Annotated in this window: 25 protein-coding genes; 9 read left to right on the top strand and 16 right to left on the bottom strand. The window is 69.2% G+C overall.

Annotated features, from left to right (window positions below):
• Positions 1–37: 37 nt before the first annotated feature.
• Genes VGB75_16995 through VGB75_17015 form a run of 5 tightly spaced genes read right to left on the bottom strand, consistent with a single transcriptional unit; the run spans position 38 to position 5,083 of the window.
• The gene (locus VGB75_16995) at positions 38–1,312 is read right to left on the bottom strand and encodes an ABC transporter substrate-binding protein (protein HEY0168745.1); all 1,275 of its coding nucleotides are present in this window, start codon (positions 1,310–1,312) and stop codon (positions 38–40) included.
• On the bottom strand, positions 1,309–2,559 hold the full coding sequence (locus VGB75_17000) for a branched-chain amino acid ABC transporter permease (protein HEY0168746.1): 1,251 nt from the start codon (positions 2,557–2,559) through the stop codon (positions 1,309–1,311). The genes VGB75_16995 and VGB75_17000 overlap by 4 nt, the downstream gene beginning before the upstream one ends.
• Positions 2,552–3,436: a branched-chain amino acid ABC transporter permease gene (locus VGB75_17005; protein ID HEY0168747.1), complete on the bottom strand. Its 885-nt coding sequence runs from the start codon at positions 3,434–3,436 to the stop codon at positions 2,552–2,554. Before VGB75_17005 ends, VGB75_17000 begins: the two co-directional genes overlap by 8 nt.
• Before the next feature lies 1 nt (position 3,437).
• Positions 3,438–4,295: an ABC transporter ATP-binding protein gene (locus VGB75_17010; protein ID HEY0168748.1), complete on the bottom strand. Its 858-nt coding sequence runs from the start codon at positions 4,293–4,295 to the stop codon at positions 3,438–3,440.
• Complete coding sequence (locus tag VGB75_17015; GenBank protein ID HEY0168749.1) at positions 4,292–5,083, bottom strand: ABC transporter ATP-binding protein; 792 nt, start codon at positions 5,081–5,083, stop codon at positions 4,292–4,294. The genes VGB75_17010 and VGB75_17015 overlap by 4 nt, the downstream gene beginning before the upstream one ends.
• A gap of 312 nt (positions 5,084–5,395) precedes the next feature.
• On the opposite strand from VGB75_17015, the gene VGB75_17020 reads away from it, so the two are divergent.
• Together VGB75_17020 and VGB75_17025 are read left to right on the top strand one after the other, a co-directional pair.
• Positions 5,396–6,409: a methylenetetrahydrofolate reductase gene (locus tag VGB75_17020; GenBank protein HEY0168750.1), complete on the top strand. Its 1,014-nt coding sequence runs from the start codon at positions 5,396–5,398 to the stop codon at positions 6,407–6,409.
• Complete coding sequence (locus VGB75_17025; protein ID HEY0168751.1) at positions 6,406–7,170, top strand: methyltransferase domain-containing protein; 765 nt, start codon at positions 6,406–6,408, stop codon at positions 7,168–7,170. The genes VGB75_17020 and VGB75_17025 overlap by 4 nt, the downstream gene beginning before the upstream one ends.
• 19 nt (positions 7,171–7,189) lie before the next feature.
• Here the strand turns inward: VGB75_17025 and trpA are convergent, their stop codons facing one another.
• Both trpA and trpB read right to left on the bottom strand, forming a co-directional pair.
• Positions 7,190–8,014, bottom strand: a complete 825-nt coding sequence (trpA, locus tag VGB75_17030) for a tryptophan synthase subunit alpha (protein HEY0168752.1) — start codon at positions 8,012–8,014, stop codon at positions 7,190–7,192.
• Positions 8,015–8,112: 98 nt separating this feature from the next.
• The gene (trpB, locus tag VGB75_17035) at positions 8,113–9,360 is read right to left on the bottom strand and encodes a tryptophan synthase subunit beta (GenBank protein ID HEY0168753.1); all 1,248 of its coding nucleotides are present in this window, start codon (positions 9,358–9,360) and stop codon (positions 8,113–8,115) included.
• A 193-nt stretch (positions 9,361–9,553) separates the two neighbouring features.
• Between trpB and VGB75_17040 the strand changes: the two genes are divergently transcribed.
• Both VGB75_17040 and VGB75_17045 read left to right on the top strand, forming a co-directional pair.
• On the top strand, positions 9,554–10,303 hold the full coding sequence (locus VGB75_17040) for a GntR family transcriptional regulator (protein HEY0168754.1): 750 nt from the start codon (positions 9,554–9,556) through the stop codon (positions 10,301–10,303).
• A 119-nt stretch (positions 10,304–10,422) separates the two neighbouring features.
• The gene (locus tag VGB75_17045; protein HEY0168755.1) at positions 10,423–11,346 is read left to right on the top strand and encodes a tryptophan 2,3-dioxygenase family protein; all 924 of its coding nucleotides are present in this window, start codon (positions 10,423–10,425) and stop codon (positions 11,344–11,346) included.
• On the opposite strand, the gene VGB75_17050 is transcribed toward VGB75_17045, so the two are convergent.
• The 3 genes from VGB75_17050 to VGB75_17060 all read right to left on the bottom strand — a co-directional run bounded on the left by VGB75_17050 (position 11,319) and on the right by VGB75_17060 (position 14,097).
• Positions 11,319–12,356, bottom strand: a complete 1,038-nt coding sequence (locus tag VGB75_17050; GenBank protein ID HEY0168756.1) for an SDR family oxidoreductase — start codon at positions 12,354–12,356, stop codon at positions 11,319–11,321. The genes VGB75_17045 and VGB75_17050 overlap by 28 nt on opposite strands.
• 111 nt (positions 12,357–12,467) lie before the next feature.
• A complete protein-coding gene (locus VGB75_17055; GenBank protein ID HEY0168757.1) occupies positions 12,468–12,707 on the bottom strand; it encodes a hypothetical protein in 240 nt (79 codons plus the stop codon).
• Between the two features lie 25 nt (positions 12,708–12,732).
• A complete protein-coding gene (locus tag VGB75_17060) occupies positions 12,733–14,097 on the bottom strand; it encodes a S8 family serine peptidase (protein ID HEY0168758.1) in 1,365 nt (454 codons plus the stop codon).
• 162 nt (positions 14,098–14,259) lie between these two features.
• Between VGB75_17060 and VGB75_17065 the strand changes: the two genes are divergently transcribed.
• From VGB75_17065 to VGB75_17075, 3 genes are all read left to right on the top strand, one after another.
• On the top strand, positions 14,260–15,591 hold the full coding sequence (locus VGB75_17065) for a sensor domain-containing diguanylate cyclase (protein ID HEY0168759.1): 1,332 nt from the start codon (positions 14,260–14,262) through the stop codon (positions 15,589–15,591).
• A 91-nt stretch (positions 15,592–15,682) separates the two neighbouring features.
• Positions 15,683–16,534, top strand: coding sequence for a serine protease (locus tag VGB75_17070; GenBank protein ID HEY0168760.1), 852 nt, complete (start codon positions 15,683–15,685; stop codon positions 16,532–16,534).
• Positions 16,535–16,770: 236 nt separating this feature from the next.
• Complete coding sequence (locus VGB75_17075) at positions 16,771–18,393, top strand: alkaline phosphatase D family protein (protein ID HEY0168761.1); 1,623 nt, start codon at positions 16,771–16,773, stop codon at positions 18,391–18,393.
• Between the two features lie 137 nt (positions 18,394–18,530).
• Here VGB75_17075 and VGB75_17080 read toward each other — a convergent pair whose 3' ends face one another.
• The 5 genes from VGB75_17080 to VGB75_17100 all read right to left on the bottom strand — a co-directional run bounded on the left by VGB75_17080 (position 18,531) and on the right by VGB75_17100 (position 22,948).
• Complete coding sequence (locus VGB75_17080; protein HEY0168762.1) at positions 18,531–19,610, bottom strand: M36 family metallopeptidase; 1,080 nt, start codon at positions 19,608–19,610, stop codon at positions 18,531–18,533.
• Positions 19,611–19,721: 111 nt separating this feature from the next.
• Entirely contained in the window at positions 19,722–20,195 is a 474-nt protein-coding gene (locus VGB75_17085; GenBank protein HEY0168763.1) for a hypothetical protein, read from the bottom strand.
• Positions 20,192–21,163, bottom strand: a complete 972-nt coding sequence (locus tag VGB75_17090) for a hypothetical protein (GenBank protein HEY0168764.1) — start codon at positions 21,161–21,163, stop codon at positions 20,192–20,194. The genes VGB75_17085 and VGB75_17090 overlap by 4 nt, the downstream gene beginning before the upstream one ends.
• A gap of 5 nt (positions 21,164–21,168) precedes the next feature.
• Positions 21,169–21,726 (bottom strand): hypothetical protein, encoded by a 558-nt coding sequence (locus tag VGB75_17095; protein HEY0168765.1) that lies wholly within the window; start codon positions 21,724–21,726, stop codon positions 21,169–21,171.
• Between the two features lie 199 nt (positions 21,727–21,925).
• Positions 21,926–22,948 carry a proline racemase family protein gene (locus VGB75_17100; protein ID HEY0168766.1) on the bottom strand — a complete coding sequence of 341 codons (1,023 nt, stop codon included), beginning with the start codon at positions 22,946–22,948 and terminating at the stop codon, positions 21,926–21,928.
• 165 nt (positions 22,949–23,113) lie between these two features.
• On the opposite strand from VGB75_17100, the gene VGB75_17105 reads away from it, so the two are divergent.
• Positions 23,114–24,085 carry an ornithine cyclodeaminase family protein gene (locus VGB75_17105; GenBank protein HEY0168767.1) on the top strand — a complete coding sequence of 324 codons (972 nt, stop codon included), beginning with the start codon at positions 23,114–23,116 and terminating at the stop codon, positions 24,083–24,085.
• Positions 24,086–24,159: 74 nt separating this feature from the next.
• On the opposite strand, the gene VGB75_17110 is transcribed toward VGB75_17105, so the two are convergent.
• Complete coding sequence (locus tag VGB75_17110) at positions 24,160–24,918, bottom strand: class I SAM-dependent methyltransferase (protein HEY0168768.1); 759 nt, start codon at positions 24,916–24,918, stop codon at positions 24,160–24,162.
• Positions 24,919–25,192: 274 nt separating this feature from the next.
• Here VGB75_17110 and VGB75_17115 point away from each other — a divergent pair, with 274 nt between their 5' ends.
• Entirely contained in the window at positions 25,193–25,651 is a 459-nt protein-coding gene (locus tag VGB75_17115) for a MerR family transcriptional regulator (GenBank protein HEY0168769.1), read from the top strand.
• Positions 25,652–25,666 lie beyond the last annotated feature (15 nt).

Here is a 25,666-nt window from a genome sequence, read left to right on the forward strand (position 1 = left end):
TGCTGGCGGTCGGCCAGCGCGCTCGGGTCCTGTCGGCTTAGCCGGCCGACGGGCTGTAATCCTTGGCGACTGGGGACTCGAACAGCTCCTTGCCGACCTTGAGGCCGTCGACGGCAAGGTTTGCCATGCTCGGTCGCAGGATGTAGGTCTGCCGGCTCGGGATCTCACCGGGCTTGCTGTAGTCCAGCGGCGAGATGACGCCCTCGGTGTCGACATCGCTGAGCGTGTGGAAGGCGGCCGTGATGCCTTCTCGGCTCAGGTCCTTCGCCGCGCAGGCGGCCTTGAGGGTGTGCTCGTAGATCTTGCCGACGCCGTATCCGTAGGTCACGCCGGCGTTCGGGCTTCCCTTGGGGTATTTAGCCTTGTAGGACGCGAGAACCTTCTTGGCCACCGGGTGGTCTGCCGAGAGCGGCAGGGACGAGGCAGAGAGGTAGAAGTTCTTCTCCAGCACCCGGCCGACCGAGGTGCTCAGCAACGCGGGGGTGTAGGTGGGGTTGTTGCCGAGGATCGGCACGTCAAGCCCGATCGAGGCAGCCACGCCCGCGGCCGAGGCCAATTGCTTGGGCGCCGCGGTGAGCAGGATGGCCCGCACGCCCGCCTGCTTGAGCGCCTGCACGGCGCTGGTCATGTCGGTCTCGGTGGCCTTGACCCGTTGCGGAACGACCGTCAGACCCAGCTTGTCGACCGCGTACTTCGTGCCCTCCAAGCCGTTGTCGCCGTAGGCGCCCTCGAAGGCGATGTGGCCCAGCTTGTCGCCCTTGCGGACCAGGCCCTCGTCGAGCAGGTAGGAGATGCCGTTGATCATCTCGATGTCATAGGTGGCGCCCGAGATCTGGATGTTGGGGCTGCTCAGCAACGACGACGCCCAGGTGGAGGTGGCAGTCAGCATGTTATCGGTCTTGATGCTGGGCAGCAGCGCGGTGGTCGTCGGAGAGCCGATGACCTGCAGGATGCCCGCGATGTTCGGGGAGATCTCGGCGTACTGGCTGACCGCCTTCTGCACGTCATAGGCGGTGTCCTTGATCTGGAGCACGATCTTGCGCCCGCAGATGCCGCCGGCGGCGTTGATGTCATCGACAGCGAGCTGGTTGCCCTGGGTGACCGTGGTGCCCAGGGCGGCGAACACACCGGACTGGTCGGTCAACACACCAAGGGTGATCTTGTCGGCGGTGACTCCGGGACCGACCTTCGTCCCGTTCTCGGTCTTGGCGCCGGCGGCGTCGTTGGCCTTGGTGCTGCACCCCGAGACAGCGAGGCCGAGGGCGAGGGTGAGCACCGCAGCGGGTAGCGCGTGGGTCGTGATTCGGGTCATGCGTGATCCTCCTGATGGTGGTTGTCGCTAGCCGCCGGCGTGCCAGAGGCACGCCTGCGTGAAGCCGAGCGCCCGAGGGCGCGAGTGGGTGCCGGACGGCGGAACAGCCGGCGGCCGAGCGCGCTGAGGCCCCCAGGTTCAAACAGGACAATGAGGATCACCGCCGCCCCGTACAGAACCGCGGTGATCTTTCCCTCGTCGTATCCGCCGCTGCCGGCTGCGGCGACGAAGGGAAGCAAGTCCGAATAACGGCTCAACAGCGGCGGCAGCGCTGTCACGAACACCGCGCCGACGCTGGCGCCGCCGATCGAGCCCAAGCCGCCGATCACGACCATCGCCAGGTAACTGATCGACAGCGGAAGGATGAAGTAGTCCGGGGTGACCCGAGTGAACGCCAGTGCGATCAGCACCCCGGCCAGTCCGGCGTAGGTGCTGGACAGGATGAACGCCCCCGCCTTGACGCGGCGGACGTTGACCCCCATCGCCGAGGCTGCGGTCTCACTGTCGCGCATCGTCTGCATCGCGCGGCCCATTCGGCCACGCAGCACGTTCACGCCGAAGACGTAGCTGGCGACGGTCAGGGCCAGAAACAGGTACCACAGCCGCTCGAACCGCCCGAACGGCACGTTGAGCACGGTCAGGAACGGATGCTCGGGCGCGAACTGGAAGCCCAGGATCGAGAAGTCCGTCGCCGGCCTGCCGTTGAAACCCCCGGTGAGGGCCCGGAAGTTCTCGTAGAGGAACGAGCCGATGAAGACCAGGCTGAGGGAGGCCACGCCGAGGTAGATCCCTCGGAGCCGGCTGGCGATCGGGCTGAAGAGCAAGCCGGTCACTCCCGCGACGGCCACCGCCAGGATCATCGCCAGAACCGGCGGCAGGCCGAGTCCGGCCGCGGCGGACGCGCCCGAGGGATCGGCCACGCCTGCGAAGTAGGAGTAGCCGTAGGCGCCCACCGCGAGGAAGAAGGCATGAGCCAGCGACAGTTGGCCGGCGGTTCCGGTCAGGATGGTCAGGCCGATGGCGCCGATCACCGCGGCCATCGCGAAGAGCCCTGTCTGCAGAAGGGATGTGCCCAAGTACAGGGGCAGGACGGCCAGCACCGCCACCAGGCCGAATCGCACCAGAGTCGCAGCCCGTGGCCGGCGACCGGTCCATCGATCCCCGACGCTGCCGGACGAGGCATCCGCCGGCAGCGCCGCCGGTGGCGCCGCGGTGGTGCTAGCGGAGGTGGCGGGGAGCTCAGACACGAGAGAGGTCCCGGGTGCCCAGCAGGCCTGACGGGCGCACCAGCAGAACAGCCAACATCACCAGATAGGGAATGACGTCGGCCAGGCTGCCACCGAGCAAGGTCACGCTGTAACCGGCGGTGAGAGCCTCGGCCAACCCGATGGCCATGCCGCCTGCCACCGCCCCGGCGGTCGAGTCGAGGCCGCCGAGGATCGCCGCCGGAAACGCCCGCAGCGCCACTTCCCGGACGCTGGCGTCCAGGCCTGGGCTGGGGAAAGCGGTGAGGAAGACCACCGCCACGGCGGCCAGGCCACCGGCGATCAACCACGCGGTCGCGGTGACCCGGCCGCGCCGGATACCCATCAGAGCCGCTGCCTCGCCGTCCTCGGCGCCGGCCCGCATCGCCACTCCCCAATTGGAGAACTTGAAGGCGGCGAAGAACGTCGTCAGCAGGACTGCCGCGACCACGATCGCCGCCAGCCGCGCCTGCGGCAGCGACAGGCCCGCGACGTGGACGATGTTGCTGCCCCACGGATCGCCGATGCTCAGGACGTCGGAGCCGAACCGGCGGGTCAGTTCGGCGAGAAGGATGATGTCTATGCCGATGGTCAGGATCGCCAGGGCGTTGACATCACCGCCCCTCACCCGCCGGATGAAGACCCGTTCGATGAGCAGCGCGACGAGGGCTGTCGCGGTGACCCCGGCCAGCAGCGCCACGGCGAACGGCAGGTGCTCGTGCGCCCGGACGGTGATGTAGCCGCCGAGGATCAGCAGGCTGCCCTGGGCGAAGTTCACGACCTCGGTCGCCTTGAAGATGATGACGAATCCCAGGGCGATGAGGGCGTAGATGCTGCCCAGGCTCACGCCGTTGAGCAGCAATTCGACCAAGCGCGTCATGTCAGGTCTGCCTCTCGGTGGAGGAAATCAGCGGGACAGGATCGGTGTGACCCGGCTCTTGCTCGTCTTCGACGCCGAGGTAGGCACGCACCACAGCCGGGTCCTGCTGGACCTCGGCCGGCACGCCGTCAGCGATCAGCCTGCCGAAATCCAGCACGGTCACCCGGTCGGAGATAGCCATCACCAGGGCCATGTCGTGCTCGACGAGCAGGATCGAGATGGCCAGCTCACGCCGGACCTCGGAGATCAACCCGGCCATCTGAGCCGACTCCTCGGCGTTCATGCCCGCCACCGGCTCGTCCAGCAGGAGTAGCCGAGGCTCGCAGGCCAGCGCGCGAGCGACCTCGACCCGTTTCTGGTCGCCGTAGGACAGCAAGCCGGCAGGCCGGTCGAGTTTGGCCGCCAGGCCGACGAAGTCGGCGATGTCGCGCACCCGGGCCGCGTGCCTGCGTTCCTCACGCATCGCGCCGGGCAGCCGCAGGCCAGTGCTGATGAAGCCGGCTCGGGTCAGGCTGTGCCGGCCCAACATCAGGTTCTCGGCGACGGTCTGGCCTCGGGAGAGCGCGATGTTCTGAAACGCCCGCGCGATGCCCAACTGCGCGATGCGGTGCGGTCGCATCCGGGTGAGCTCGTGTTCGCCGAAGCGCACCGAGCCTGCCGTGGCCCGGTAGATGCCCGACAGCACGTTGAACATGGTGGACTTGCCCGCGCCGTTCGGTCCGATCACCGCGTGAATGGAGGCGGGCTCGACCGTGAGCGAGACATCGTCCAACGCCTTGACCCCTGCGAAGGCCACCGAGACCTGGTCCACCCGCAAGGTCGGAACCGCCTCATCCTCGGGCGAGGGATCGGTGCTCATCCGTGCCACCGGCTCAGTGCCGCATGGCGCCCCGCGCCGGAGTCGGCAGCTGTCGCCGCCACCGCGGTGTGGCCGAGGTAGAGCTGGCGAACCGTGTCGTCGGCGGCCAGCTGATCAGCCGGACCGGACAGCGACACCCGGCCGAGGTCGAGCACGTAGGCGGTGTCGGCGATGCTCAGGGCCATCACCGCGTTCTGCTCCACCAACAGCACCGAGGTCCCCTCGGCGTTGATCGCCTGCAGGATCCGTCCGATCTGGCCGACGATCCGCGGCGCCAAGCCAAGGCTCGGCTCGTCGAGGATGATCAGCTTGGGCTGGGCCATCAGCGCCCGCCCGATGGCGAGCATCTGCTGCTCGCCGCCAGAGAGCATCGCGGCCCGCTGGCCACGCCGCTGCGCGAGCACCGGGAACATGTCGAAGACCCGGTCCCTGCTGGCCGCTCGGCCGGCCTTGCTCCGGGCGCCCAGCCCGCCGGCCCGCAGGTTCTCCTCCACGCTCAGCCTGCCGAAGATCCGCCTGCCTTCGGGCACCTGCACGATGCCCAATCTCACCGTGCGGGCGGCGTCCAAGCCGGCGAGGCTGGTGGCGCCGAACGTGATGTCCCCGCCTGTCACCGAGGCGCGATGCATCGACAGGGTCGCCGAGACCGCGCGCATCAGGGTGCTCTTGCCTGCGCCGTTGCTGCCCAGCACCGCCACGACCTTGCCGTCAGGCACCTGCAGGCTCACTCCCTGCAGCGCGCGCACCACGCCGCCATAGGACACGTGCAGGTCCTTGACTTCCAGCACGAGAACTCCTTCACCTCGGGTCCGGCCACTTAGGACGTGGCAGCCGGCAGACCGCGAAGGTCGCGGCTGCGGCCCCGGTTGGCTGACCGAGTTCCGGACGCCTGCGCGCCGGTTGCGGTTGCGGTGTGTGGTTGGGGCGAAACGTAAGCCCGAAATGTAAACCGGTAAGTGGTTCGGGTCTATGTCGTGACCTCCAGTCAGCAGCGAAGATCAATGTAGAAAAGACCATGTAGGGTCGGCTGCCTCAGGCCTATCCGGTGAAGATGGCCGCTCTGGCCCCGACCGTCCGGCATTTTCATGAAGGATTGAGCGATGTCGCTGACCAGAGAGCCGGCCTGCCCCAAGCACATGGTGTTCGGGCCGTGCGGCGGGGTGCGCGCGGACCTGTCGTGCGAGATGGCTGCCCATCGGTGCCCCTTCACCGACTCGCCGGACGTGCCGGACTGGAATGGTCCGGCGGCTGAGGACCCGCCGCCCAGCGCGCTGCTTCAGGCCACCCGGTCCGGTCCCGTGGTGATCACTGATCTGACGCTGCCGGCTTACGACGCTGAGGCCGTGGCTCAGATCACGGCCGTGTTGGCCGGCTCCTGCGACGCGCTGCTGGTGGGTGAGCACCAGAACCGCCCGGACTTTCCGCCGGCTCTGATGGCGGCCCTGATCCGGCAGGCCGGCGGCGTCGGGTGGGTGACCCTGACCTGCCGGGACCGTAACCGGTTGGTCCTGGAGCAGGAGCTGATCGGGGCGCGTGTCGCCGGCGCGGACGGGGTGCTGTGCGTGACCGGTGACGGCCGGGCCCAGGGCGTCCGGCCCGGGGTCACCCAGGTGTTCGACCTCGACGGCACCCGGCTGGCAGGGCTGGGCGCCTCGTTGGGGGTTCCGGTCGCCGTGGCCGAAGCTCCCGATGCCCCGCCCCGGCAGCTGCGCCCGGAGCGGCTACTGCAAAAACAGCGCGCCGGCGCCCAGCTGGCGTTGCTCAATCACGCCGGCAGCGCCGCCGAGCTGGCGCGATTCGTCCGGGCCTGCCGGGACCGCGGTGTCACCATCCCGCTGATCGCCGGGGTCGCGGTGTACACCGACGCGCGCTCGGCCCAGGTCCTGCGCGACTTTCCCGGCCTGCAGCTCGATCCGGCGCCGGTGACCCGGGTGCTCGCCGACGCTGACCCGGTCGCGGCCGGCATCGAGGCCGCGGTCGGCGAAGCCAGCCAGTTGCTTGCGATCGAAGGCATCGGCGGGGTCAACCTCTCGGGCTTGGCATCCGGGCGCGGCGAGTTCTACGCCGCCGAGGTGAAAGCCGAGATCGGGCGTCGAATACGGTCCCAGCTATGACCGAAACCGATCCGATGGCCGACGAGTTCGACACGATGGCGGCCTGGACCGCCGAGGCGGTCGCCGAACTCGGCCCAGATCACGCGATACCGGCCGCCTGCCGAGGCAGCGGAAGCCCGGCCGCCCTGGAGTGGCTGTGCGACAGATTGCGGCTTGGCCCGGGGGTGCGCCTGCTCGACTGCGGGGCCGGGGTGGGCGGTCCAGCCGAGCTCGCCGCGCGGCGCCATGGGGTGGCGCCGGTGCTGGCCGAGCCGATGATCCACGCCTGCCGGGCATCGGCCCGGTTGTTCGACCGCCCGGTGGTGGTCGCCACCGGTGACAGGTTGCCGTTCGCGAGCGGGGTGTTCGAGGCGGTCTGGAGCCTCGGCGTGCTGTGCACCGTGCCGGATCAGGCCGGCCTGCTGGCGGAGCTGCGGCGGGTCAGCAGGCCACAAGCGCTGGTGGGCCTGCTGGTCTTCCTGCGCACGGTGGCCCACCTGCCCCAGCAGCCGGAGGGCAATCACTTTCTCACCGACGGCGAGCTGAACGGCCTGCTCGCCAGGACCGGCCTCACGGTCCTGGAGCGGGCCGAGCTGTCCGACTTCGCCGACCCCGAACCGGACTGGCAGGCGGCCGCCGATCGGGTGGAGGCGGTGATCGAGCGCCGCCACGGCGCTGACCAGCGATGGCAGAGCGCCCGCAGCCAGGAGCAGGTCATCGGCCAGCTCATCTCCGAGGGCCTGGTGACCGGCCGGCTGCTGGTCCTCCAACCGGCTGCCTGAGGTCAGCGGGGGCTCAGGCTCACTGCCCGGACTCGACAGCGCCTGCCGGTGCGGCGCCGGCGCCCCACTCGACGCTGTCCAGCGCTGAGCGGTACCCGGCCACGGCGTTGCCCAGCTCGATCGCTGAGGCGCCGGCGAGCACGTCGCGCATCAGGGCCGAGGCCACCACCACCCCGTCGGCGTGCTGGCTGGCCTGCACCGCTTGCTCAGGTGAGGAGATGCCGAACCCGACCAGCACCGGCAGGCTGGTGCGGCTGCGAATGGCCTCCACCGTGGGCTGCACGGTCTCTGAGAGCGTGTCCCGGAGCCCGGTCACTCCCATGTTGCTCACGGCGTAGACGAATCCGCTGCTGAGCTCGGCGATCCGGCTGATCCGGTGGGCCCTGGTGGACGGGGCGACCAGTAGGATGAGTTCGAGCTCGGCGGCCCGGGCCGCCGACAGCAGCGGCTCGATCTCATCGACCGGGGTGTCGGGCACTATCAGCCCCGCGACCCCGGCGGCCGACAGCGTGCGGCAGAACGCCTCGTCGCCGTGGCGGCGCACGATGTTGCTGTAGGTCATGACGATCAGCGGCGCCCCTGCGTCCAGGGCTGCCACCTCCTCCAGCAGCTCGGCGGTGCGCACGCCACGCGCGAGCGCCTGCCCTGAGGCGGCTTGGATGACCGGGCCGTCCAGCATCGGATCAGAGAACGGCAGCCCGATCTCGATCGCGTCGGCGCCGTTGTCGGCGCAGGCGCGGACGTAGTCCGTCCAGTCGGAGGTGACCCCGGCGGTCACGAACGGCGCCAGTGACTTGCCGCCGGCTTCCCGTCGTCGCCGAAGGGACCGCTCCACCTCGCCCATAGCGCCCCCAGCGCCTCTAGCGCCCCCAGCGTCCCTAGCGCCCCCAGCGTCCCTGGCGTCCCTGGCGCCCCTGGCACCCATAGCCACGTGCGGGCCGCTCATGCCAGCAACGTCATCAGCTGGCCGGCGTCCTTGTCACCGCGGCCGGACAGCGTCATCAGCACCGTCGAGCCGGCTGCCAGATCCCCCGACCGCGCGGCCTTGATGATCCAGGCCAGCGCGTGAGCCGACTCCAGCGCAGCCAGGATGCCTTCCATCCGGGCCAGCGTGACCACCGCTTCGAGCACCTGCTCGTCGGTGGCGGTGGCGTATTCCACCCGGCCGGACATGCCGAGGCTGGCGTGCTCGGGTCCCACCCCGGGGTAGTCCAGACCGGCCGAGATCGAGTGCGCCTCCTTCACCTGCCCGTCGGAGTCCTGCAGCACCTGGGAGTAGAAACCGTGCAGGATTCCGGGCGAGCCGTCGGTCATGGCCGCTCCGCCGGCCGCCTCGACACCCACCATCCTGGCGGAGGTGTCGACGAACCCGGCGAAGGTGCCGGCGGCATTGGAGCCGCCGCCCACACAGGCCACCACCACGTCTGGCACGCCTCGACGCAGCAGGCCGGCGCACTGGCGACGGGCCTCGGTCCCGATGACGCTCTGGAACTCCCGAACCATCCAGGGATAGGGATGCGGTCCCATCACCGAGCCCAGGCAGTAGTACGCCTCATCGACCTGGGACACCCACTGCCGCAACGCTTCACTGCAGGCGTCCTTCAGGGTGCGGCTGCCGCTGGTCACCGGGACGACCTTCGCGCCCAGCAACTCCATCCGGAACACGTTGAGCTGCTGGCGCTCGGTGTCGACCTCGCCCATGTACACCGTGACATCGAGGCCGAGCAGCGCTCCGGCGGTGGCGGTGGCGACGCCGTGCTGGCCGGCGCCGGTCTCGGCCAGCAGGCGCCGCTTGCCCATGCGCTGTGCCAGCAGGGCCTGGCCGATCACATTGTTGATCTTGTGTGAACCGGTGTGGGTGAGGTCTTCCCGCTTGAGCAACAAGTTGATGCCCAGCTCCTGCGACAGCCTGGCCGCCGGGGTCACCGGTGTGGGACGCCCGGCGTAGACCTCCAGGGTCTGGGTGAGCGTGCGTTCGAAGCTCGGGTCCTCGCGGGCCTGGCGGTAGGCCGCCTCCAACTCCTCACAAGCCGGGATCAACGCCTCGGGGACGTAGCGGCCACCGAAGTCCCCGAACCGGCCGAGCGGGCCCGGGTCGGTCATCACCGAACGATCGGCCGCCAGCAGCGTCGAGGAGCCCTGCGGCTCGAACGCCACCGCCTCGGAGGGCAAACCGGACGAGATGTCCATGAATATCACCAGATTCTCTATCTGCGCGTCCCGATCGGACTAGGCTTCGCCACGCCACCTTACCACTGCAAGGGCGCCTAGACTTCTAGAAGGGCTGACCACACTTCGGCTCGTCGGTCACTGCGTCCGGATCGGCGCGGCATGAGGGTGACCACGCCGCGCAGCCGCCGCAGACCAGAGAGAGGACGACTCGGTGCCCAGGGCAGGGATCTCGAAGTACCGGCAGATCAGCCAGGACCTGGCCGCCCGGATCGGAGGGGGCGAGTTCAAGCCGGGCCAGCCGCTTCCCTCGCAGGCATTGCTGAGCAAGGAGTACGGCGTCACCTTGATGACCTTCCGGCAGGCGTTGAGCGTGCTCGAGGCTGACGGTGTGATCGCTCAGCTGCCCGGCCGGGGAACGTTCGTCACGCCGGTGCCGACGCTGGACCTGCGCTCGCTGAACAGCCTGGCAGAGGACCTGCGGGCGCAGGGCGTCGAGCTGGCGACCGTGGTCCTGAGCAGCCGGCGGCGGGCGCTGCCGGCGAGCGCCGCCGCATCGCTGGGCCGGGCCCGTGGTGAGCCGGCCCTGCGGCTGGAGCGGCTGCGCCGGATCGGGCGCCGCCCGGCCGTCCACCAGGTGTCCTGGGTTCCGCTGCCCTGGTCGCAGACGCTGCTGAGCGTCGACTTCGAGCAAGCCTCGCTGTACCGCTCCTTGGAGCAGCGGTGCCAACTGGCGATCGTGCGGGCCACGGAGAGCCTTCGGGCCAGGGCGCTGCCGGCCTCGGTCGCCGCAGCGGTCGGCAAGCCCGCCGGCCGGCCGGTGCTGGTCGCCGAGCGGATCACCTACGACGCCCGTGACACACCTGTCGTCTATGACCTGGCCACGATCGTCGATGACTCGATTTCCATTCTCGCCCGCCGTGCCCAACGCGGCGTCGAGCTGTCCTGGGAGGCCGAATCCTGAGCCGTCACCCCGGCGGCGGACCCCGATCTCCCACGCCCCGGTCGATGTTATGGTGAGGTTTCTTTTGAGACTTCACTCCAGGCGACAGGCTTCGCCAGAGGTGACAGAGGGGGCCCGCGATGATGGACGACGGTCCCGCGGTCGCCGCCGCCGAAGGCGCTCCGGCGGCCCGCCAGCCCGATGACCACCAGCCCGATGGCCACCACGTCGGGCGCGGCATCGAGGCCGGCATCCGGTTGGACTTTCGCGACGAGATGTCCTACGGCGACTACCTGCACCTCGACGAGTTGCTGGGCGCCCAGCATCCCAAGTCACGGCCGGAGGCTCATGACGAGCTGCTGTTCATCATCCAGCACCAGACCAGTGAGCTGTGGCTGAAGCTGCTGCTGCACGAGCTGGACGGCGCCCGCCAGGGGCTGCGCGTAGACGACGTCGGGCTGGCCCTGAAGCGGCTGGCCAGGGTCAAGGGCATCCTGCGCACCCTCACCGATCAGTGGACGATCCTGGCGACTCTGACTCCCAGCGAGTACCTCAGCTTTCGCCACTCGCTGGCCAGTGCGTCAGGTTTTCAGTCCCACCAGTACCGAGCCGTCGAGTTCATCCTCGGCAACAAGAACGCCGGCATGCTCCAGATGTTCGAGAAGAACCCGACTGTCCACGCCCAGCTCACCGAACTGCTCGACTCACCCACGTTGTACGACGAGTTCCTGACCTACCTGGCCCGGCAAGGTCGCCCGGTCCCCGCCGCGGTCCTCGAGCGCGACGTCACGCAGGCGCACCGCTTCACTCCCGAGCTCATCGACACCTTCAAGATCATCTATGACTCGCCGGCTGAGCACTGGAGCGAGTACGAGACCTGCGAGGCACTGGTCGACATCGAGGACGCCTTTCAGTTCTGGCGCTTCCGGCACGTCAAGACGGTGGAGCGGATGATCGGCAAGAAGACCGGCACCGGCGGGTCCAGCGGCGCGGCCTTCCTGCGCAAGGCGCTGGAGCAGACCTTCTTTCCCGAGCTCTACTCGGTGCGCACCGCGCTGGACTGAGCACCGCCTGACTTGTCTCCGGCCTGCGTCGAATGCAACCGGTTGACGACGCTGGTCAGCAGCTCGCCCGGACGAGGGGTGCGGGCCAGCAGGCTGGTGATCACGCTGTGCCGCAGGATGTGGCCGGGGTAGTTGCCGTGCACCTGCCCCAGGCCCTCCATCGGCTCATCGACGTTGTCACGGCCGTTGTCGGGCCGATCCGAGCGCATGGTCTCCTTCCCCAGCCGCCGGATCGACATCAGCGCGTCGGTCAGCGCCGGCGACACCCGCTGTCCCACGTAGAAGCCGACCGCGGCGCCGCCGACCGGAACCTCCCGGGTCGGGTGCTCGGCCGCGCGCGCGATCGCCTCGGCGACGAGTTCGGGGGCGTACAGCGGCGGCGGCGGCTTGGGCATCGATCCCAGCTTGCTGCGGCTGTGCTCGAAGAAGGGCGTGTCGATGGCAGCGGGCAGGATCGTGGTGACCGCGATCGGGGAGCCCTCCTGGGCCAGCTCCATCCGCAAGCTGTCATACAGCGCCCGCACCGCCCACTTGCTCGCGGTGTAAGGCCCGTGCAGCGGCACCGCTCGGATGCCCTCGACCGAGGAGATTCCGATGATCACCCCGCCGCCGGCACGGCGCAGCGCGGGCAGCGCGACGTGCACGCCGTGCACCTGACCGAGGAAGTTGACCCGCATCACCCGGTCGAACTCCGCGTCGGAGATGTCCTCGACACGGCCCAGGACCGCGACCGCGGCCGCGTTGACCCAGGTGTCGATGCGCCCGAATCGCGCCTCGGCCCGCTCGCCGAGCGCCCGCACCTGCTCCGGATCGGCCACGTCGGTGGGCACCGCCAGCGCGAGGCCGCCCTGACTGGCGATCTCCTGGACGAGCGAGTCCAGCGCCGAGACCGTCCGGGCGGCGACCACCACACTCGCGCCACGGCGGGCGAACTCAAGCGCCGTGGCCCGGCCGATACCGCTGGAGGCCCCGACGATCACCACTACTTGCTGAGAGAGTGTCTTTGCCATCAGATGTCCCCGAGGCCGCCGACCGGTGAGCATGTCGTCCCAGCTGACCGGTACCTGGGGTGGCAGGCGGCTGTTGTCACCATAGAACATCGCGGGCTGGGCCCGCTGGCGTCACTGGACGGAGGACTCCGGCGGCGGCAGCTGGAAGGCACGCGCGCCCTCGACGGACTCCACCCCGGGAACGGCGCACAAGTCGTTTTGACACTCATAGGGCGCTGAACCGCAGATGACGCCGACCTCGTTGAGCACCTGATCGACCTGCATGCCGCTGTCGCGCAGCTGGGCGGCGAGTTCCTCGATCTTGTCCAGGTGCGCGTCGTCAACGGTGACCGTTATCGCAGTCATAGCCATGGCGGCATGCTACGCCGCCATCCGGTCACTGCGGAGCCTGCAGAAGCCCGCAGCCGACGTCGGCCGAAGGCAGCCGCATTCGCTGAGCCTGCTGGGTAAGCGTCGTCCACAGGTGGCGCCCGGTGACGTGCCGGGCTTGGGACCACAACGCGGCGACGCCGGCCACATGCGGGGTGGCCATAGAAGTCCCTGAGATGCTGCGGTAGTGCTGGTCGCCGTGCTCGGGCCGGGGCAGGTTCCAGGATGACAGGACCCGCACGCCGGGACCGGCGATGTCGATGTTGCCCCCGTGCACGCCTGCCAGGCTGCGCGCGGAGAAGGCCGCGATCTCCAACTCCTCGTCCAGGGCCGCCACTGCCAGGACCGACGGGCTGTTAGCCGAGATGCCGACGAAGCCGAAGCGCTGCTCAGGCGGCAGTGAGAGCTGATCGCGGCGGGCGTTGTTGCCGGCCGCCGCCACGATCAGGCAGCCCCGGTTGAGCGCCCGGCGACCGACGACCTCATATACCTGAGAGACCTCCGGCACGTCGGCGCCGATGGACATCGAGATGATCTCGGCCCGGTTTGCCACCGCCCAGTTGATGCCGGCGAGGATAGAGGTGTCATCGCCCGAGCCCTGGTCACTGAGCACCTTGCCGACCAGGATCGAGGCCTCGGACGCGCATCCGTAGCGCGGCATGCCGGAGGCCGGGTTCTGCGGCCCGCACGCGGTGCCGACGCAGTGCGTGCCGTGCCCGTGCCCGTCCTCGGCTGTGGCGGCCCCTTGGACGAAGGACTGGGAGGTGATGTCGCGGCCGGCGAAGTCCGGATGGCCGAAGGTGAAACCGGTGTCCAGGACCGCGATCGTGATCCCGGCGCCGAGGAAGGGCGAGGTGGAGACGCAGCTGGCCTGCAACCCCCAGCTGAACTGGGCGTCGTCTGCGAATTTCGGCGCTCGGGCCTCGCGCGCGGAGCTGGCGCCCGCGTCGGCCAGCAGCCGGGCGCTGACGTCGTTGACCCCGTCGCGATAGCCCCGCAGGTACTCATCGCCCCCAGGGCCGCCCAGCGCGTGGTGCACGTACTCCGGTTCCACCGAGACCACCGCGCCACCGGCGGCTGACAGGATCTCGCTCGCCCGGGCCGGATCTGCCGAGACCACGGCCACCCCGAGCTCGCTGAAGATGACCGCGTCGCTGGACTCGGTCTGGGCCACCTGAACCGCCTGGCCCTGGAAGTCCAGGGAGCTGACCACATTCGACACACCGGCCGAGCGCAGGGTCGCGACGTGCGCGCTCTGGTCTCCGGCGTCGGCGAAGGTGACGACCCAGCGACCGGTCTTCTGCGCCGGCCGGTCGACCTCGGCGTTCAAGCCACCCGACGCCTCTGTCGGCTGCTGGTTCTCCGGCAACATCACAACTCCTGGTATCGGCAGCTGGCATATCCATGCCGACGCCTTGAATCCGCCCATGTCACCCGGAGCGCAGCACTCGTCCTAAACCTCGTGAAGCGCGGCGGGCTGCCGATGTTAGGCGATGTGAAAGGCATCAGCAAAGCGCGCCGCAGCACGTTGACCGTGTCGACGGTCGCGGTGCTGGTGACTCTGCTCGTGCTGCCGCTGGGCAGCCATCAGCTCGGAGCGACCACGAGTTACGTCCCAGCGGTGCTGGCCGCGGTGGCCTGCTTCGACATCATGTCGGTCTGGCTGTTGGCCGGGGAGTACCTGGACAGCGGTGACCGCAGGATGCTGGGGATGTCGCTTGCCTACCTGTGGTCGCTGCTGGTGATGGCCGGCTACGCGTTGGCGTTTCCCGGGGTGGTGTCCAGCCATCCGCCGTTGGCCGCCACCGCCTCGGTCGCCCCTTATCTCTACATCGGCTGGCATGTCGGCTTTCCGGTGCTGCTCGGCGCGGCCTGGGCGCCCTGGTCCTTCCTCGATCGGGTCGAGCACCGGCGGCGCTCGTCGATGCTGGTCGGCGCGGTGGCGGCGATGAGCGCCGCGGCGCTGATCGCCGTGGCCGGCTGCGTGGTCTACGCAGAGCACCTGCCGGTGCTCATCCACGGCCTGGACACCAGCAGCATGGCGAAGGTGACCGCCCCCGTGGCGCTGCCACTGGTGATAGCGAGCCTGCTGGTGTGCGCCAGGGCGGTGCGCGGGCGTGTGGGACCTGAGCGCTGGAGCAGCGTCGCGGTGCTGGTCTGCCTCTGCGACCTGTGCCTGACCTACTCCTCGCGCTACCGCTACAGCCTGGGCTGGTACACCGGCAGGACGCTGACCGTGATGGCGTCGGCGATCGTGCTGCTGGCCATGCTGGCCTCGTTCCGGCGGCTGAAGGCCGCCGCCGAATTCCACGCCGCCTACGACGGGCTGACCGGCCTGGCCAACCGGCGCAGCGCCTATGACTCCCTCGCCGCGATGATCGCCCGGTCCCGACGGACCCGCACCACGCTGGCCGTGGTGATGTTCGACCTGGACAGGTTCAAGCAGATCAACGACGGGCACGGCCACGCGGCCGGCGACGAGGTGCTGCGCAGTGTCGCCGGAACCTTGCGCGACACCGTCCGCGACACCGACATCTGCGCCCGGGTGGGCGGCGAGGAGTTCGTGGTGCTGCTGCCCGACGCCGACCTGTCCGACGCCAGGCTGGTCGCCGAGCGGCTGCGGCTGCGGCTGCGCTCCCAGGAGATCGCCGCGATCGGCTCCAGCGTCACGGCCAGCTTCGGCCTCGCCGAGCTGCAGCCGGCAGACGCCAGCGCCGAGAGCCTGCTCCACCGGGCCGACCAGGCGATGTACCTGGCCAAAGCACTGGGCCGCGACCAGGTCGCTGACCGCCCCGACGAAACGGTCAGGCCGCGCCGGCCGCTGGCGGACTCGGCAGCCCCGGCCACCACGCGCACCGGTCGGTGATCGCCCGCCTACTCCCCGTAACCCCGACCCCGGCGCCTCGTTACCTCACCAAAGGACACATCGGTGTCCCCGGACAGGAGGACCAGTGAGTATGTCGATCGGGTTCAAACGAGCACTGGCCGTGGTGGCCAGCGCGGCCGTCATCCCAGTTTTCGTCGCCGTGCCGGCCGCCGACGCCGCGGCGAGCTGGGCGCCAGCCGCTAGCGCGACGATCCATCCGGGCACCCAGATGTTCACCAACGGCGCCCAGTGCACCGCCAACTTCGTCTTCAGCGACGGCGTGTCGACCTACGTCGGCTACGCCGCGCACTGCGCGGGCACCGGCGCTGCGACCGACACCGACGGCTGCTCGACCCAGTCGCTGCCGCTCGGCACCCCGGTCACCTTCAACAAGGGCGCCGGCCTGCTCAGCTCTGGCACCCAGGTCGGCACCGGAACCCTGGCGTACTCGTCCTGGATAGCCATGCGGCAGGCCGGTGAGACCGACCCCGACACCTGCGCCTACAACGACTTCGCCGTGGTCAAGGTGGACGCGCCCTACGTGGGCAACGTGAACCCGTCGGTGCCGTTCTGGGGCGGTCCGGTCGCGCTCAACACCCAGGGCACCGCCACCGGCGACAAGGTCTACAGCTACGGCAACTCCATCTTGCGTGGCGGGATCGAACTGCTCTCGCCCAAGACCGGCCTCAGCCTCGGCGATGAGGGCAACGGCTGGAGCCACACGGTGTACACCGTGACCCCGGGCATCCCCGGCGACTCGGGGTCCGGCTTCATGGACCCGGCTGGTAACGCCCTCGGCACGCTGTCGACCGTGCAGCTCGCGCCTCTGCCCGCTGCCAACGGGGTCGGCAACCTGGCCAGGGAGCTGGCCTACGCCAACTCCCACGGCATGCCCGGCCTCTCGCTGGTCCCGGGCACCGAGGCCTTCGCCCCGATCGTCTGAGGCGACCGCACGCGAGGCCAAGGGGGTTAAGACCCCCTGCCCGCGGGTGAGCGCGCCGTCAGCTCGAGCCCGTCCTCACTGAGGTGAGGGCGGGCTCGAGCGCGTTCACGGCAAGAGCCGAGCACGCCCATCCGACCGCGACGGTAGGATTCCGGCGGACCGTCAAGGTCCGCATCTGGGGTTAAGGGGCCACCATGACTAACGCCGCAAGCCCATCGCCCGGTAGCCCGCGACTCGTGCTGGGTCCCGCTCTACGCCACGTCGGACAGGACGACGCCACCATCTGGGTCGAGACCGACCGGTCCTGTGTTGTGGAGATCCTCGGCCAGCGCGAGTCCACCTGGTGCGTGGCCGGGCATCACTACGCGCTGGTGGTGCTGAGCGGGTTGCCCGCCGGGCAGAGCATCACCTATGACGTTCAACTCGACGGTGAGACCGTCTGGCCGCTGCCGGAAGACCCCCGGCCGCGCCCGCGGATCCGCACCATCGACGCCGACGCGCCGGTTCGGATCGCGTTCGGCTCGTGCCGCTACGCCCGCTCGGCCACCGTCGCAGACGATGACCACTTCGACCCCGACGCCCTGATGATGCTGGCCAGGCAGCTGGCCGACCAGGACGAGGCGGACTGGCCCCACGCGGTGCTGATGCTCGGCGATCAGGTCTACGCCGACGAGACCACCGAGGCGACCCAGCAGAGAATCCGCCAGCGGCGTGACATCACGACCGGTTCCCGTGAGCAGGTGGCCGACTTCGAGGAGTACACCTGGCTCTACGACGAGTCGTGGAACGACCCCGACGTGCGATGGCTGATGTCGGTCCTGCCCAGCTCGATGATCTTCGACGACCACGACGTCTGCGACGACTGGAACACCTCGCGGGCCTGGCGAGACCAGATGCAGACCACCGACTGGTGGGCCGAGCGGATCATCGGCGCGCTGTCTTCGTACTGGGTCTACCAGCACCTGGGCAACCTGTCCCCCGACGACCTGGCCGCCGACGCCCTCTACCAGAAGGTCCGCGGCTACGGCGCTGACGCCGAGCCGCTGCTGAGGTCCTTCGCCGAGCACGCCGACGCCGAAGCCGACGGCGCCAAAGGCACCCGCTGGTCCTATCGGCGCGACTTCGGACCGGTCCGCCTGCTGATGATCGACTCACGGTGCGGCCGGATCCTCGATGGCCAGCGCAGCATGGTCTCAGACAGCGAGCTGGCGTGGATCAGCGAGCAGGCCAACGGGGACTACAACCACCTGCTCGTCGGCACCTCGCTGCCCTGGCTGCTGGCGCGGGCGCTGCACGACATCGAATCGTGGAACGAGGCCCTGGCCGACGGCGCTCGGGGCGCCCGGATCGCCCGATGGTCGGAGTCGCTGCGCCAGGCGGCTGATCTGGAGCATTGGGCAGCGTTCCACAGCTCTTTCGAGAAACTCGCCGACCTCATCCGCGAGGTCGCCCAGGGCAAGCGAGGTGATCGCGCCCCGGCAACGGTGTGCGTGCTGTCCGGCGACGTCCACCATGCCTACGTGGCACGGGCGGTCTATGACGAGCCGGTGCACGCGCAGGTCTACCAGCTGACCTGCTCACCTCTGCACAACTACGTGCCGACCGCGATGAAGGTGGCATTCCGGCTGGCCTGGAGTTCTCTGGCCGAACGAACCACCCGTTCGCTGCTCAGCGTCGTCACACGGGTCCCCCGCACCCAGCTGCGCTGGACCCGTGAAGCGGGGCCGTATTTCGGCAACGAGCTGATGACGTTCACCGCGGCCGGCCGGATCGCGATGGTCGAGCTGGCGCAGAGCCGCGCGGGCGAGACCGACTCGCAGCTGCACGTGGTTCAGCGGGTCGCGCTGTCCAGCGGCTGACGGCCCGTGATGTCGTCGGTGTGCCTCACCCTCACCCGGCCCCGCGGCTGAACTCGGGCGGCGCCGCCCGAAGGCGACGCCGCCCGAGTTCAGTCCGGTCAGCGGCTCAGCGCGTGCCGGTCACAGGTTCAGCCGTGTCAGAAGGTGATGCCCCGGTTGGCGAAAGCGGTCCGGACGGCCTTGGCGGCAGCGGCGCCGTCACGAGCCAGCGCCTTGTCATAGGTCGCCTTGGCAGCCGCGCTGAACGAGGTGTCGGGTGCGAAGTCGAACTGGGCGTCCACGATCGTGGTGTCGGCACGCCGGCTGCCCAGACCGAGGGAGATGTAGCTGTTGCGCATGTCCCACAGCGCCCGGCTCCAGATCATGCCGTCGTGGTGGACCTGACCGGTGCTGTCGGCCATGGTCAGGTTGGTGTCCACCCGGCGCAGGCAGTGCGGCGCCGTGCTGGTGTAGGAGACCGAGTCCCAGTCCATCGCGCACGCCAGATCTGCCCTGACCGGCCAGCCGTACTGCCGGGCGGCGTCCAGGCCGACGGTGATGCTGAGGTAGTCGCCCCACGCCTCGCCGATGGCGCCGACCTGCAGGCTGGTGCCGTAGCCAGGCACCTGGGCGGCGTGCACGGCGTGGCCGTACTCGTGCACGATCACCTCGGCGTCCTCGGCGTCGTCCACCCCGCCCTTGCCCATCCGGATCCGGAACGGCTTGTCGGTCTGGTAGGAGTTGTCGCCGCCGTACTGGTTGATCTTCACCTGCTGCTGCTCTGCGTTGACCGGTCGCAGGGTCGTGCCGAATCCGAGGGACTGCAGGTACTCCTGAGCCTGGTTGACCCAGAAGTAGGCCATCACCTGCTCGAACTGGTCCTCGTGCCGGTTGAAGACGAAGGTGTTGGTCGCGGAGTAGGCCGGCGTGCCGGTGCTGGACTGCACGCTCACATACTTGCCGGTGAGGTAGCCCGAGCCGTCGAGGTTGCGCAGCTGCACCGTCGCGTACTCACTCGCCGGCACCGCGGTAGCCGAGTCGTTGTCATCGACCAGGTTCTGGTTGCCGCTGGACTGCACGGGGTTGACCATGAAGACGCTGGCGGTTCCGGTCGAGCCGGGGCCGGCCTGCGGCCGGGCGCTGCCGGCGTAGGCGGGGCTCAGCTGCGCCGTGAGGGCGGCCAAGGCGCAGCCGGCCACGACTATGCGGGTTCTGCGGGTGGTGCGTTGTCCGAGCATCTCTACCTCCGGTAGGCACGCGCCGGCGCCGCCGGTTGTGCTTGGGTTCAGGTCGTTCAGGTCAAGTTATGCGGATTCTGTCCGGTCCGGGGACTGCGGTCAACAGCTGGCTCAGCCCCAGCCGCGGTAGGTTCCGTTGCGGATCTGCCGGGCGTACGTGCGCACCATCGCCGCGGTGACGTGCGGGAAATGCCGGACGACCGCTCGGGCCTGATCGGCGGGCGGCATCGTGAACACCCCGCGCGAATCGTTGCCTCTGGAGAAGAACGGCTGCGCCCAGGCATGGCCGTACCAGAACTGGAAGAGGCCGCCGTTGACCTTGCCCTGGTTGGTTCGTCCCGACACCACCCGCGGGTTCCAGCCGCTTTCCTGTCGCACCCACAGGGTGAAGTCCGCGCCGTCGACCGCCTCGGCCAGCCCTGTTCGGCCGGCCGCGCGGAAGCCGGCAGCCAGCTGCTGCTTGAGGGTGGCCAGCCGCTCGGCACTGACTGGTAGGGCCTCATCGGACTGGGCGGACTGGGCGGACTGGGCGGACTGGGCGGACTGGTCGGGCTGGTCGGACTGCTCGGGCTCGGCGGCGCTCATGTCGGTTGCGGCGCGTCGAATACGTCCGAGGCGGTCAAGACCTCCGAGGCGTCCGAAGCGGTCAAGACCTCCGAGGCGTCCGAGGCGGTCAGCGGTGAGCCGAGGCAGTTGGCCAGCGGTCGAAGGGCCTGGCACCACTGGGCCGGGGCGGCCGGCATGTCCAGGCCCGGTCCCTTCCAGCTGACGCCGGCCCCGCTCCAGATCACCGGCGACCCGACCGGGTTCCAGAGAAGGTGCGCCGACCGGTGCCCGGTCAGCACCCCGGTCTGCAGGTTGGCGGCGTGGATCGGGCGCCACCGGCTGGCGAACGGCTGATCGGCGACGCTCGGCGGGTACCAGCACACCGTGGTCAGCACCTTGGTCCGGACCGTGACGTTGACCAGCAGCTCACCCAGCAGGTCCAGGCCCAGCGCCACCCAGTTGATGCCGGTGGCGGCGACCGGCTGCTCGGCTGCCGGGGCGTACTCGTCCTCGGTCTGGATTGTGGTGTCGGCGTCGGAGTCTCCGTAACCGGCGCCCAGATCGTCAGCGCCCACGCCCTGGCCGCTCGGGGGCAGGTAGCCGCGAGCCTTGTCGATCACCTTGCGCAGGTTCGGATCCAGGAGATACGCCCGCCCGGCATAACCGTGCAGGGTCGCCTCGACGGTGCCGTGATAGGCAGAGGCCCAGTTCATCGCCGCGGCGGGGTTCGGCACCGAGGTGGTCGCCCGGAACAGCGCGACCTGCACCCGGTCGTTGAGAAAGCCGATTCCCGCCATGAACACGCCTTCGGCGGCCAGCGGCGACAGGGTGCGGTAGAGGTCCCCCCAGAGCGGGTTGGACGCGATCCGGCCGAGTCCGGCGTCGACATCGGGCGGGAAGTCCACCTGCGCGAGCTTGAGGTTGCCTGACCGGTCGAAGGCCTCGAACGGAAAGACCCGGTAACCCAGTTTCAGCATCGCTCGGGCGATGCGGGCGTCGAATCCCATCGCCGCTACCGCACCTTCCGCACGCCGAAGTGCACGTGATTGGAATGGTTGGGCACGACGCTGGAGTCATAGATGAGCTGCGCTCGATAGCCGCGGGCAGTCGTCGCGGTCTGGAGGTAGCCGTTCGCCGGCCAGCTGTGCCCCAGTGCCGCGGCGATCTGGCGTGCGGTGCGCAGCATCTGCGGAGTGGGCGAGGCGCCGTTGGACAGGTCGACGGCGAAGGACTGCCGTTGCCCGACGTGGTGATCTGATCCGGTGCTGCCAGTGGATCGCTTCAGCGAGGTGACGGTGAGGCCGTTGCGGCTGCCGATCGGGATGGCTCGCCGGGCCGGCGCCTCCGAGCCACCCCAACCGCCACCGGGCGCGAGAAACGCCGCGAGGTCCAGCGTGCCGATGGTGTCGCCGTCGGAGAACGTCTCCAGTGCCTCGTCGGAGAGGCCGATCAGCTCGTCGAAACCGACGATGGCCAGGTCGACGACTTGCAGTTCGGCCAGTCCAGCCGGTTCGGAGCAGTCCTGCCCCGACTCATCAGAAGTCACCTCGGGTGCACTCGACATCGACATCGTCGTCTCCTTGGCCTCGAACCAGCGGCGAGTCCTTTTTGCTTCACCGGGGCGGCGCGAGTACCGCCGATGATGACAGGCCTGATCACGCGGCGGGCCCCTTCGCGCTGAAGTCCCGTGCCTAAACCGGCTTACGGCCCAGAGTCGGACATCCCGTCAGATTCTCCGCAGCCGGCGAGGCCAGATCACGATTGACCCTTCAGCGCAACAGGAATCCGGTTCCGAGGGGATCCTCAGGATCAAGGCTGAACGTCGCTGTGCCGGTCAGGTAGGCCATGCCCTCGATCTCGGTGATGAGGCCCACACGGCCCTCGACGCAGACCTCGGCCACCACCCGGGCCTGGAAGGTGGTGTCGATGATCGAGTCGTGTCTGAGAGTGTGTCCGACGCCCAGCCGCCCGTCATCGGCGAGGACGGCGATCCGTGCCGACGTGCCTGAGCCGCACGGTGATCGGTCGACCTCGCCGTCGGCGAAGACGGTGACATTGCGCTGGTGCGGGCCATCTGCGCCCTGTCCGAGGTCCTCATAGAGGATCGTGCCGTAGACACCGTCGAGCCGCCGGTCGCTCGGGTGCCTGGCCCACTCCGTGTCATTGAGCGCCCATTTGACCTCGCGGCCGACCGCGATCAGCTCCGAGTGATGCGCCGCGGTCACCGACAGCCCCACCGAGGCCGCCTCGACTGAGGCGTAGATGGCGCCGCCGTAGCTGACGTCGGCCAGCACCGGGCCGTAGGAGGTGCTCACCGGCACCTTCCTGGCGAGGACGTAGGAGGCGACGTTGCCGAACGTCACCTGCCGAACCCGTCCGCCGGCGCAGCTCACGCGCGCGGTGACGCGACCGGAGGGAACGTCGAGGACGACGTCGGTGTCGCCGTCGGGCGCCGCGGGCACCCGGCCGGTGTTGACGGCCCAGGCGCCCAGGGCGATGGCGCCATGACCGCAGGCTGTGGAGAAGCCGTCCTTGTGCCAGAACAGCACGCCGAAGTGGGCGCCCTCATCGTCAGGAGGCACGAGAAACCCGCCATACATGTCGGCGTGACCGCGCGGCTCGTTCACCAGCAGCGCACGGACAGCCTCGACCTCGGGCGAGGACTGCGCGAACTGCCTGCGGTCAAGGACCGTCGAGCCGGGAATCTCGGGTTGGCCTGCTGTGACAATGCGAAACGGCTCACCGGCAGTGTGGTAATCGGTCACGCTCACCGCGCCCGTCGGCAGGTGCATCTCGGGTCACTCGCAATCGACGAGCTCAGGCAGTGCCAGGTGTCGCAGGCAGTGCTATGTGTATAGCACTGCACGGTGTCCAGCACCGCGCGGTGTCCAGCACTGCGAGGTGTCCAGCACTGCGAGGTGTCCAGCACTGCGAGTCCTACCGGGCGGGGAGGTGGCGTGGCCGCAGAACTGCCCTATCTCGACGCCGACGCCCTCATGTCGCTGGTGTCCTGGACCGAGGCGATCACGGCGTTGGAGGCGGCGCTTGCCCGAGGCGCCCACCTGACCGGCGGCCCGGCCAGGTTCGGGACCGCCGAGGCTCACGGCCAGCTGCTGATGATGCCGGCGCGCAGCGCCGACCTGGTGGGCGTGAAGCTGACGAGCGTGGCGCCCGGCAACCCCGCCCTGGGGCTGCCGCGGATCCAGGCGGTCTACCTTTTGTTCGACGCGGCCACACTGACCCCGCGCACCCTTGTCGACGGAACGGCGCTGACCACGCTGCGCACGCCGGCGCAGTCCGCGCTGGCCGTGCGCGCGCTGGCCCGCAAGGACGCGAGCACGCTGCTGGTGTTCGGGTCCGGTCCGCAGGCATGGGGGCATGCGCACGCCATCGGCGCGGTGCGTCCAATCCAGACGGTCCGAATCGCCGGACGAGATCAGGCTCGCCAGGCGGCGCTGATCGACCGGCTCCGCGCAGAGGGCGTGCCTGCCATGGCCGGCGCCGGCGCAGACGTCGCCACCGCCGACATCGTGGTGTGCGCCACCACCGCTCGCAGCCCCGTCTTCGACGGCCGGCTGCTACGGAAACAAGCCTGCGTCGTCGCGGTCGGCTCCCACGAGCCCGCCGCCAGGGAGCTCGACGACGTGGTCTTCCAGCGGGCCGGCCGCGTCGTGGTGGAAGAACGCTCGACGGCCCTGCGCGAGGCCGGTGACGTCATTCAAGCGATCGCGTCAGGGGCGCTGAACGCCGATCAGCTCCTCGACCTCGCCGAGGTCACCGGCGCCGCCGGAAACGGCACGGTAGCGGCTGCAGGCGGGATCAGCGTCTTCAAAGGCGTCGGAATGGGCTGGCAGGATCTGGCCGTAGCCGAGGCCGCCGACGTCAAGCGCCGACGCGGCCTCAGCGATCGCGGCCTCAACTGCCGGTAGCCGGGTGGTCCCTGCCACCCGGCTACCGCAGTCAATCCAGCGCGCTCTGTCAGAACGAGAGGCGCGCTGAGGGCTTAGCAGTCGTCGCAGTGCGCCGAGCCGTTGCTGCTGCTGCCTGACATCGCCGAGCTCTTCACGCCGACCGAGGCGAGCCCGAGGTCCTGGGCGCCGGCGCCGTCCGCGCGCCGCACGGCGCGGCCGATGGCCATCGCCTCGATGAACTTCCACGCGCCGGGCATCTTGTCCTCTTTGAGGTCCACGATCTCCAGCGAGGACCCGGCCAGGGTGTCCAGGGTGGGCCGGTTGCAGTGGCACTCGTTGCCCAACCAGTACCAGCCGTGCTGCACCAGGTCCTGCTGGCGCGCGATCTTGGGGTCGGGGTTGCGCACGTGCTCGAGGAACAGGTACTGCCCGCCCGGCTTGAGCACCCGCTCGATCTCCTTCAGAACCACCTTGGGATCGCTCACCGTGCACAGGATCATGGCCGCGGCGACGGTGTCGAAGCTGGCGTCGGGGAAGGGCAGCCGCTCCGCGCCGGCCACCGTCAGCTGAACGCGCTTGGGGTAGTCGCGGACCTTCTCCTCGAGCTTGGCGACCATGGGCGGGTAGGGCTCGGTCAGGATCAGTTCGGTGACCGAGTCCGGGTAGTGGGGCAGGTTCAGGCCGGTGCCGGTGCCGAGCTCGATCGTGCGCCCGTACGCGGGGGCCAGCATCTCGGCCCGCTTCTCTGACAGGCCGTGCTTCTCCACTCGGGCCAAGAACGCGTCGTATAAGCCGGCAAAGACGTACTTGCCCCAAGTTGCGTTATAAGCCTTTTTGAGAACATTCGCCATATTTATCTCCGAAGCCGTCGTTGAAGATTTCTCTCCAGGAAAAATGTCGAGCGATTTTGTCGCAGTGTCGCCGCGTGACGCCGGACCCACCCCGGAAAGCGGTCTCCTCCGCTCCCCGGAATGACTACGTAGGGTATCTTCTCGCGTGCCCCCAGCCTGATGTATGGGGCGGGTAATGTACCCGCTGTATGCGTATTGAAACCTAGATGTCTACCCCAACCGAAGGTAGTGTTGCCGTTGAAGTCGGGTTCAAGTCAACCCTCGGGGGAAAGCAGTGAGTGACCGGTTGTTGCCCATTGGCGAGATCTCGAGCCTGTCAGAGATCGCTCCCTCGGCGCTGCGCTACTACGAGCGATGCGAGCTGATCAAGGCCGGGGTGAAGATCGGCGGGCGGCGGCACTACCCGGCCTCGGTGCTGCATCGCCTGTCGGCGATCAAGGTGTGCCAGAAGATCGGTTTCAGCCTCACCGAGATAGCTGAGCTGCTGAACGGCAACCTGGCGGGCGACGGCGCCTGGCGGCGTGCGGCCTTGACCCGGCGCTGCGAGGTCCAGCGTGAGATCAACCAGCTGGAGGGGCTCATCGAGCTCATCGACTACGCCCTGGACTGCGACTGCCGGGCGCTGTGCGACTGCCCCCAAGTGGGACCAGGCGGACATCTGGCATCGGGCGCGCCCGAGGACGAGCAATCCGACTCCGCCCGCGGTTTTGACCGGCGGCAATCCCGGGCCTGAGTCCCGGTTGGGCCA

The organism is Jatrophihabitans sp. (assembly GCA_036399055.1).
GTDB lineage: Bacteria > Actinomycetota > Actinomycetes > Mycobacteriales > Jatrophihabitantaceae > Jatrophihabitans_A.

Bases quoted from the DNA above. Each gene is read 5' to 3' on its own strand.
- VGB75_17085 (HEY0168763.1), bottom strand. From the start codon at position 20,195: ATGAGCGCCGCCGAGCCCGAGCAGTCCGACCAGCCCGACCAGTCCGCC.
- VGB75_17100 (HEY0168766.1), bottom strand. From the start codon at position 22,948: ATGCACCTGCCGACGGGCGCGGTGAGCGTGACCGATTACCACACTGCC.
- VGB75_17020 (HEY0168750.1), top strand. From the start codon at position 5,396: ATGTCGCTGACCAGAGAGCCGGCCTGCCCCAAGCACATGGTGTTCGGG.
- VGB75_17010 (HEY0168748.1), bottom strand. From the start codon at position 4,295: ATGAGCACCGATCCCTCGCCCGAGGATGAGGCGGTTCCGACCTTGCGG.
- VGB75_17045 (HEY0168755.1), top strand. From the start codon at position 10,423: ATGATGGACGACGGTCCCGCGGTCGCCGCCGCCGAAGGCGCTCCGGCG.
- VGB75_17080 (HEY0168762.1), bottom strand. From the start codon at position 19,610: ATGCTCGGACAACGCACCACCCGCAGAACCCGCATAGTCGTGGCCGGC.
- VGB75_17090 (HEY0168764.1), bottom strand. From the start codon at position 21,163: ATGGGATTCGACGCCCGCATCGCCCGAGCGATGCTGAAACTGGGTTAC.
- trpB (HEY0168753.1), bottom strand. From the start codon at position 9,360: ATGGACATCTCGTCCGGTTTGCCCTCCGAGGCGGTGGCGTTCGAGCCG.
- VGB75_17005 (HEY0168747.1), bottom strand. From the start codon at position 3,436: ATGACGCGCTTGGTCGAATTGCTGCTCAACGGCGTGAGCCTGGGCAGC.
- trpA (HEY0168752.1), bottom strand. From the start codon at position 8,014: ATGGGCGAGGTGGAGCGGTCCCTTCGGCGACGACGGGAAGCCGGCGGC.
- VGB75_17110 (HEY0168768.1), bottom strand. From the start codon at position 24,918: ATGGCGAATGTTCTCAAAAAGGCTTATAACGCAACTTGGGGCAAGTAC.
- VGB75_17025 (HEY0168751.1), top strand. From the start codon at position 6,406: ATGACCGAAACCGATCCGATGGCCGACGAGTTCGACACGATGGCGGCC.
- VGB75_17070 (HEY0168760.1), top strand. From the start codon at position 15,683: ATGTCGATCGGGTTCAAACGAGCACTGGCCGTGGTGGCCAGCGCGGCC.
- VGB75_17055 (HEY0168757.1), bottom strand. From the start codon at position 12,707: ATGGCTATGACTGCGATAACGGTCACCGTTGACGACGCGCACCTGGAC.
- VGB75_17060 (HEY0168758.1), bottom strand. From the start codon at position 14,097: ATGTTGCCGGAGAACCAGCAGCCGACAGAGGCGTCGGGTGGCTTGAAC.
- VGB75_17095 (HEY0168765.1), bottom strand. From the start codon at position 21,726: ATGTCGATGTCGAGTGCACCCGAGGTGACTTCTGATGAGTCGGGGCAG.
- VGB75_17050 (HEY0168756.1), bottom strand. From the start codon at position 12,356: ATGGCAAAGACACTCTCTCAGCAAGTAGTGGTGATCGTCGGGGCCTCC.
- VGB75_16995 (HEY0168745.1), bottom strand. From the start codon at position 1,312: ATGACCCGAATCACGACCCACGCGCTACCCGCTGCGGTGCTCACCCTC.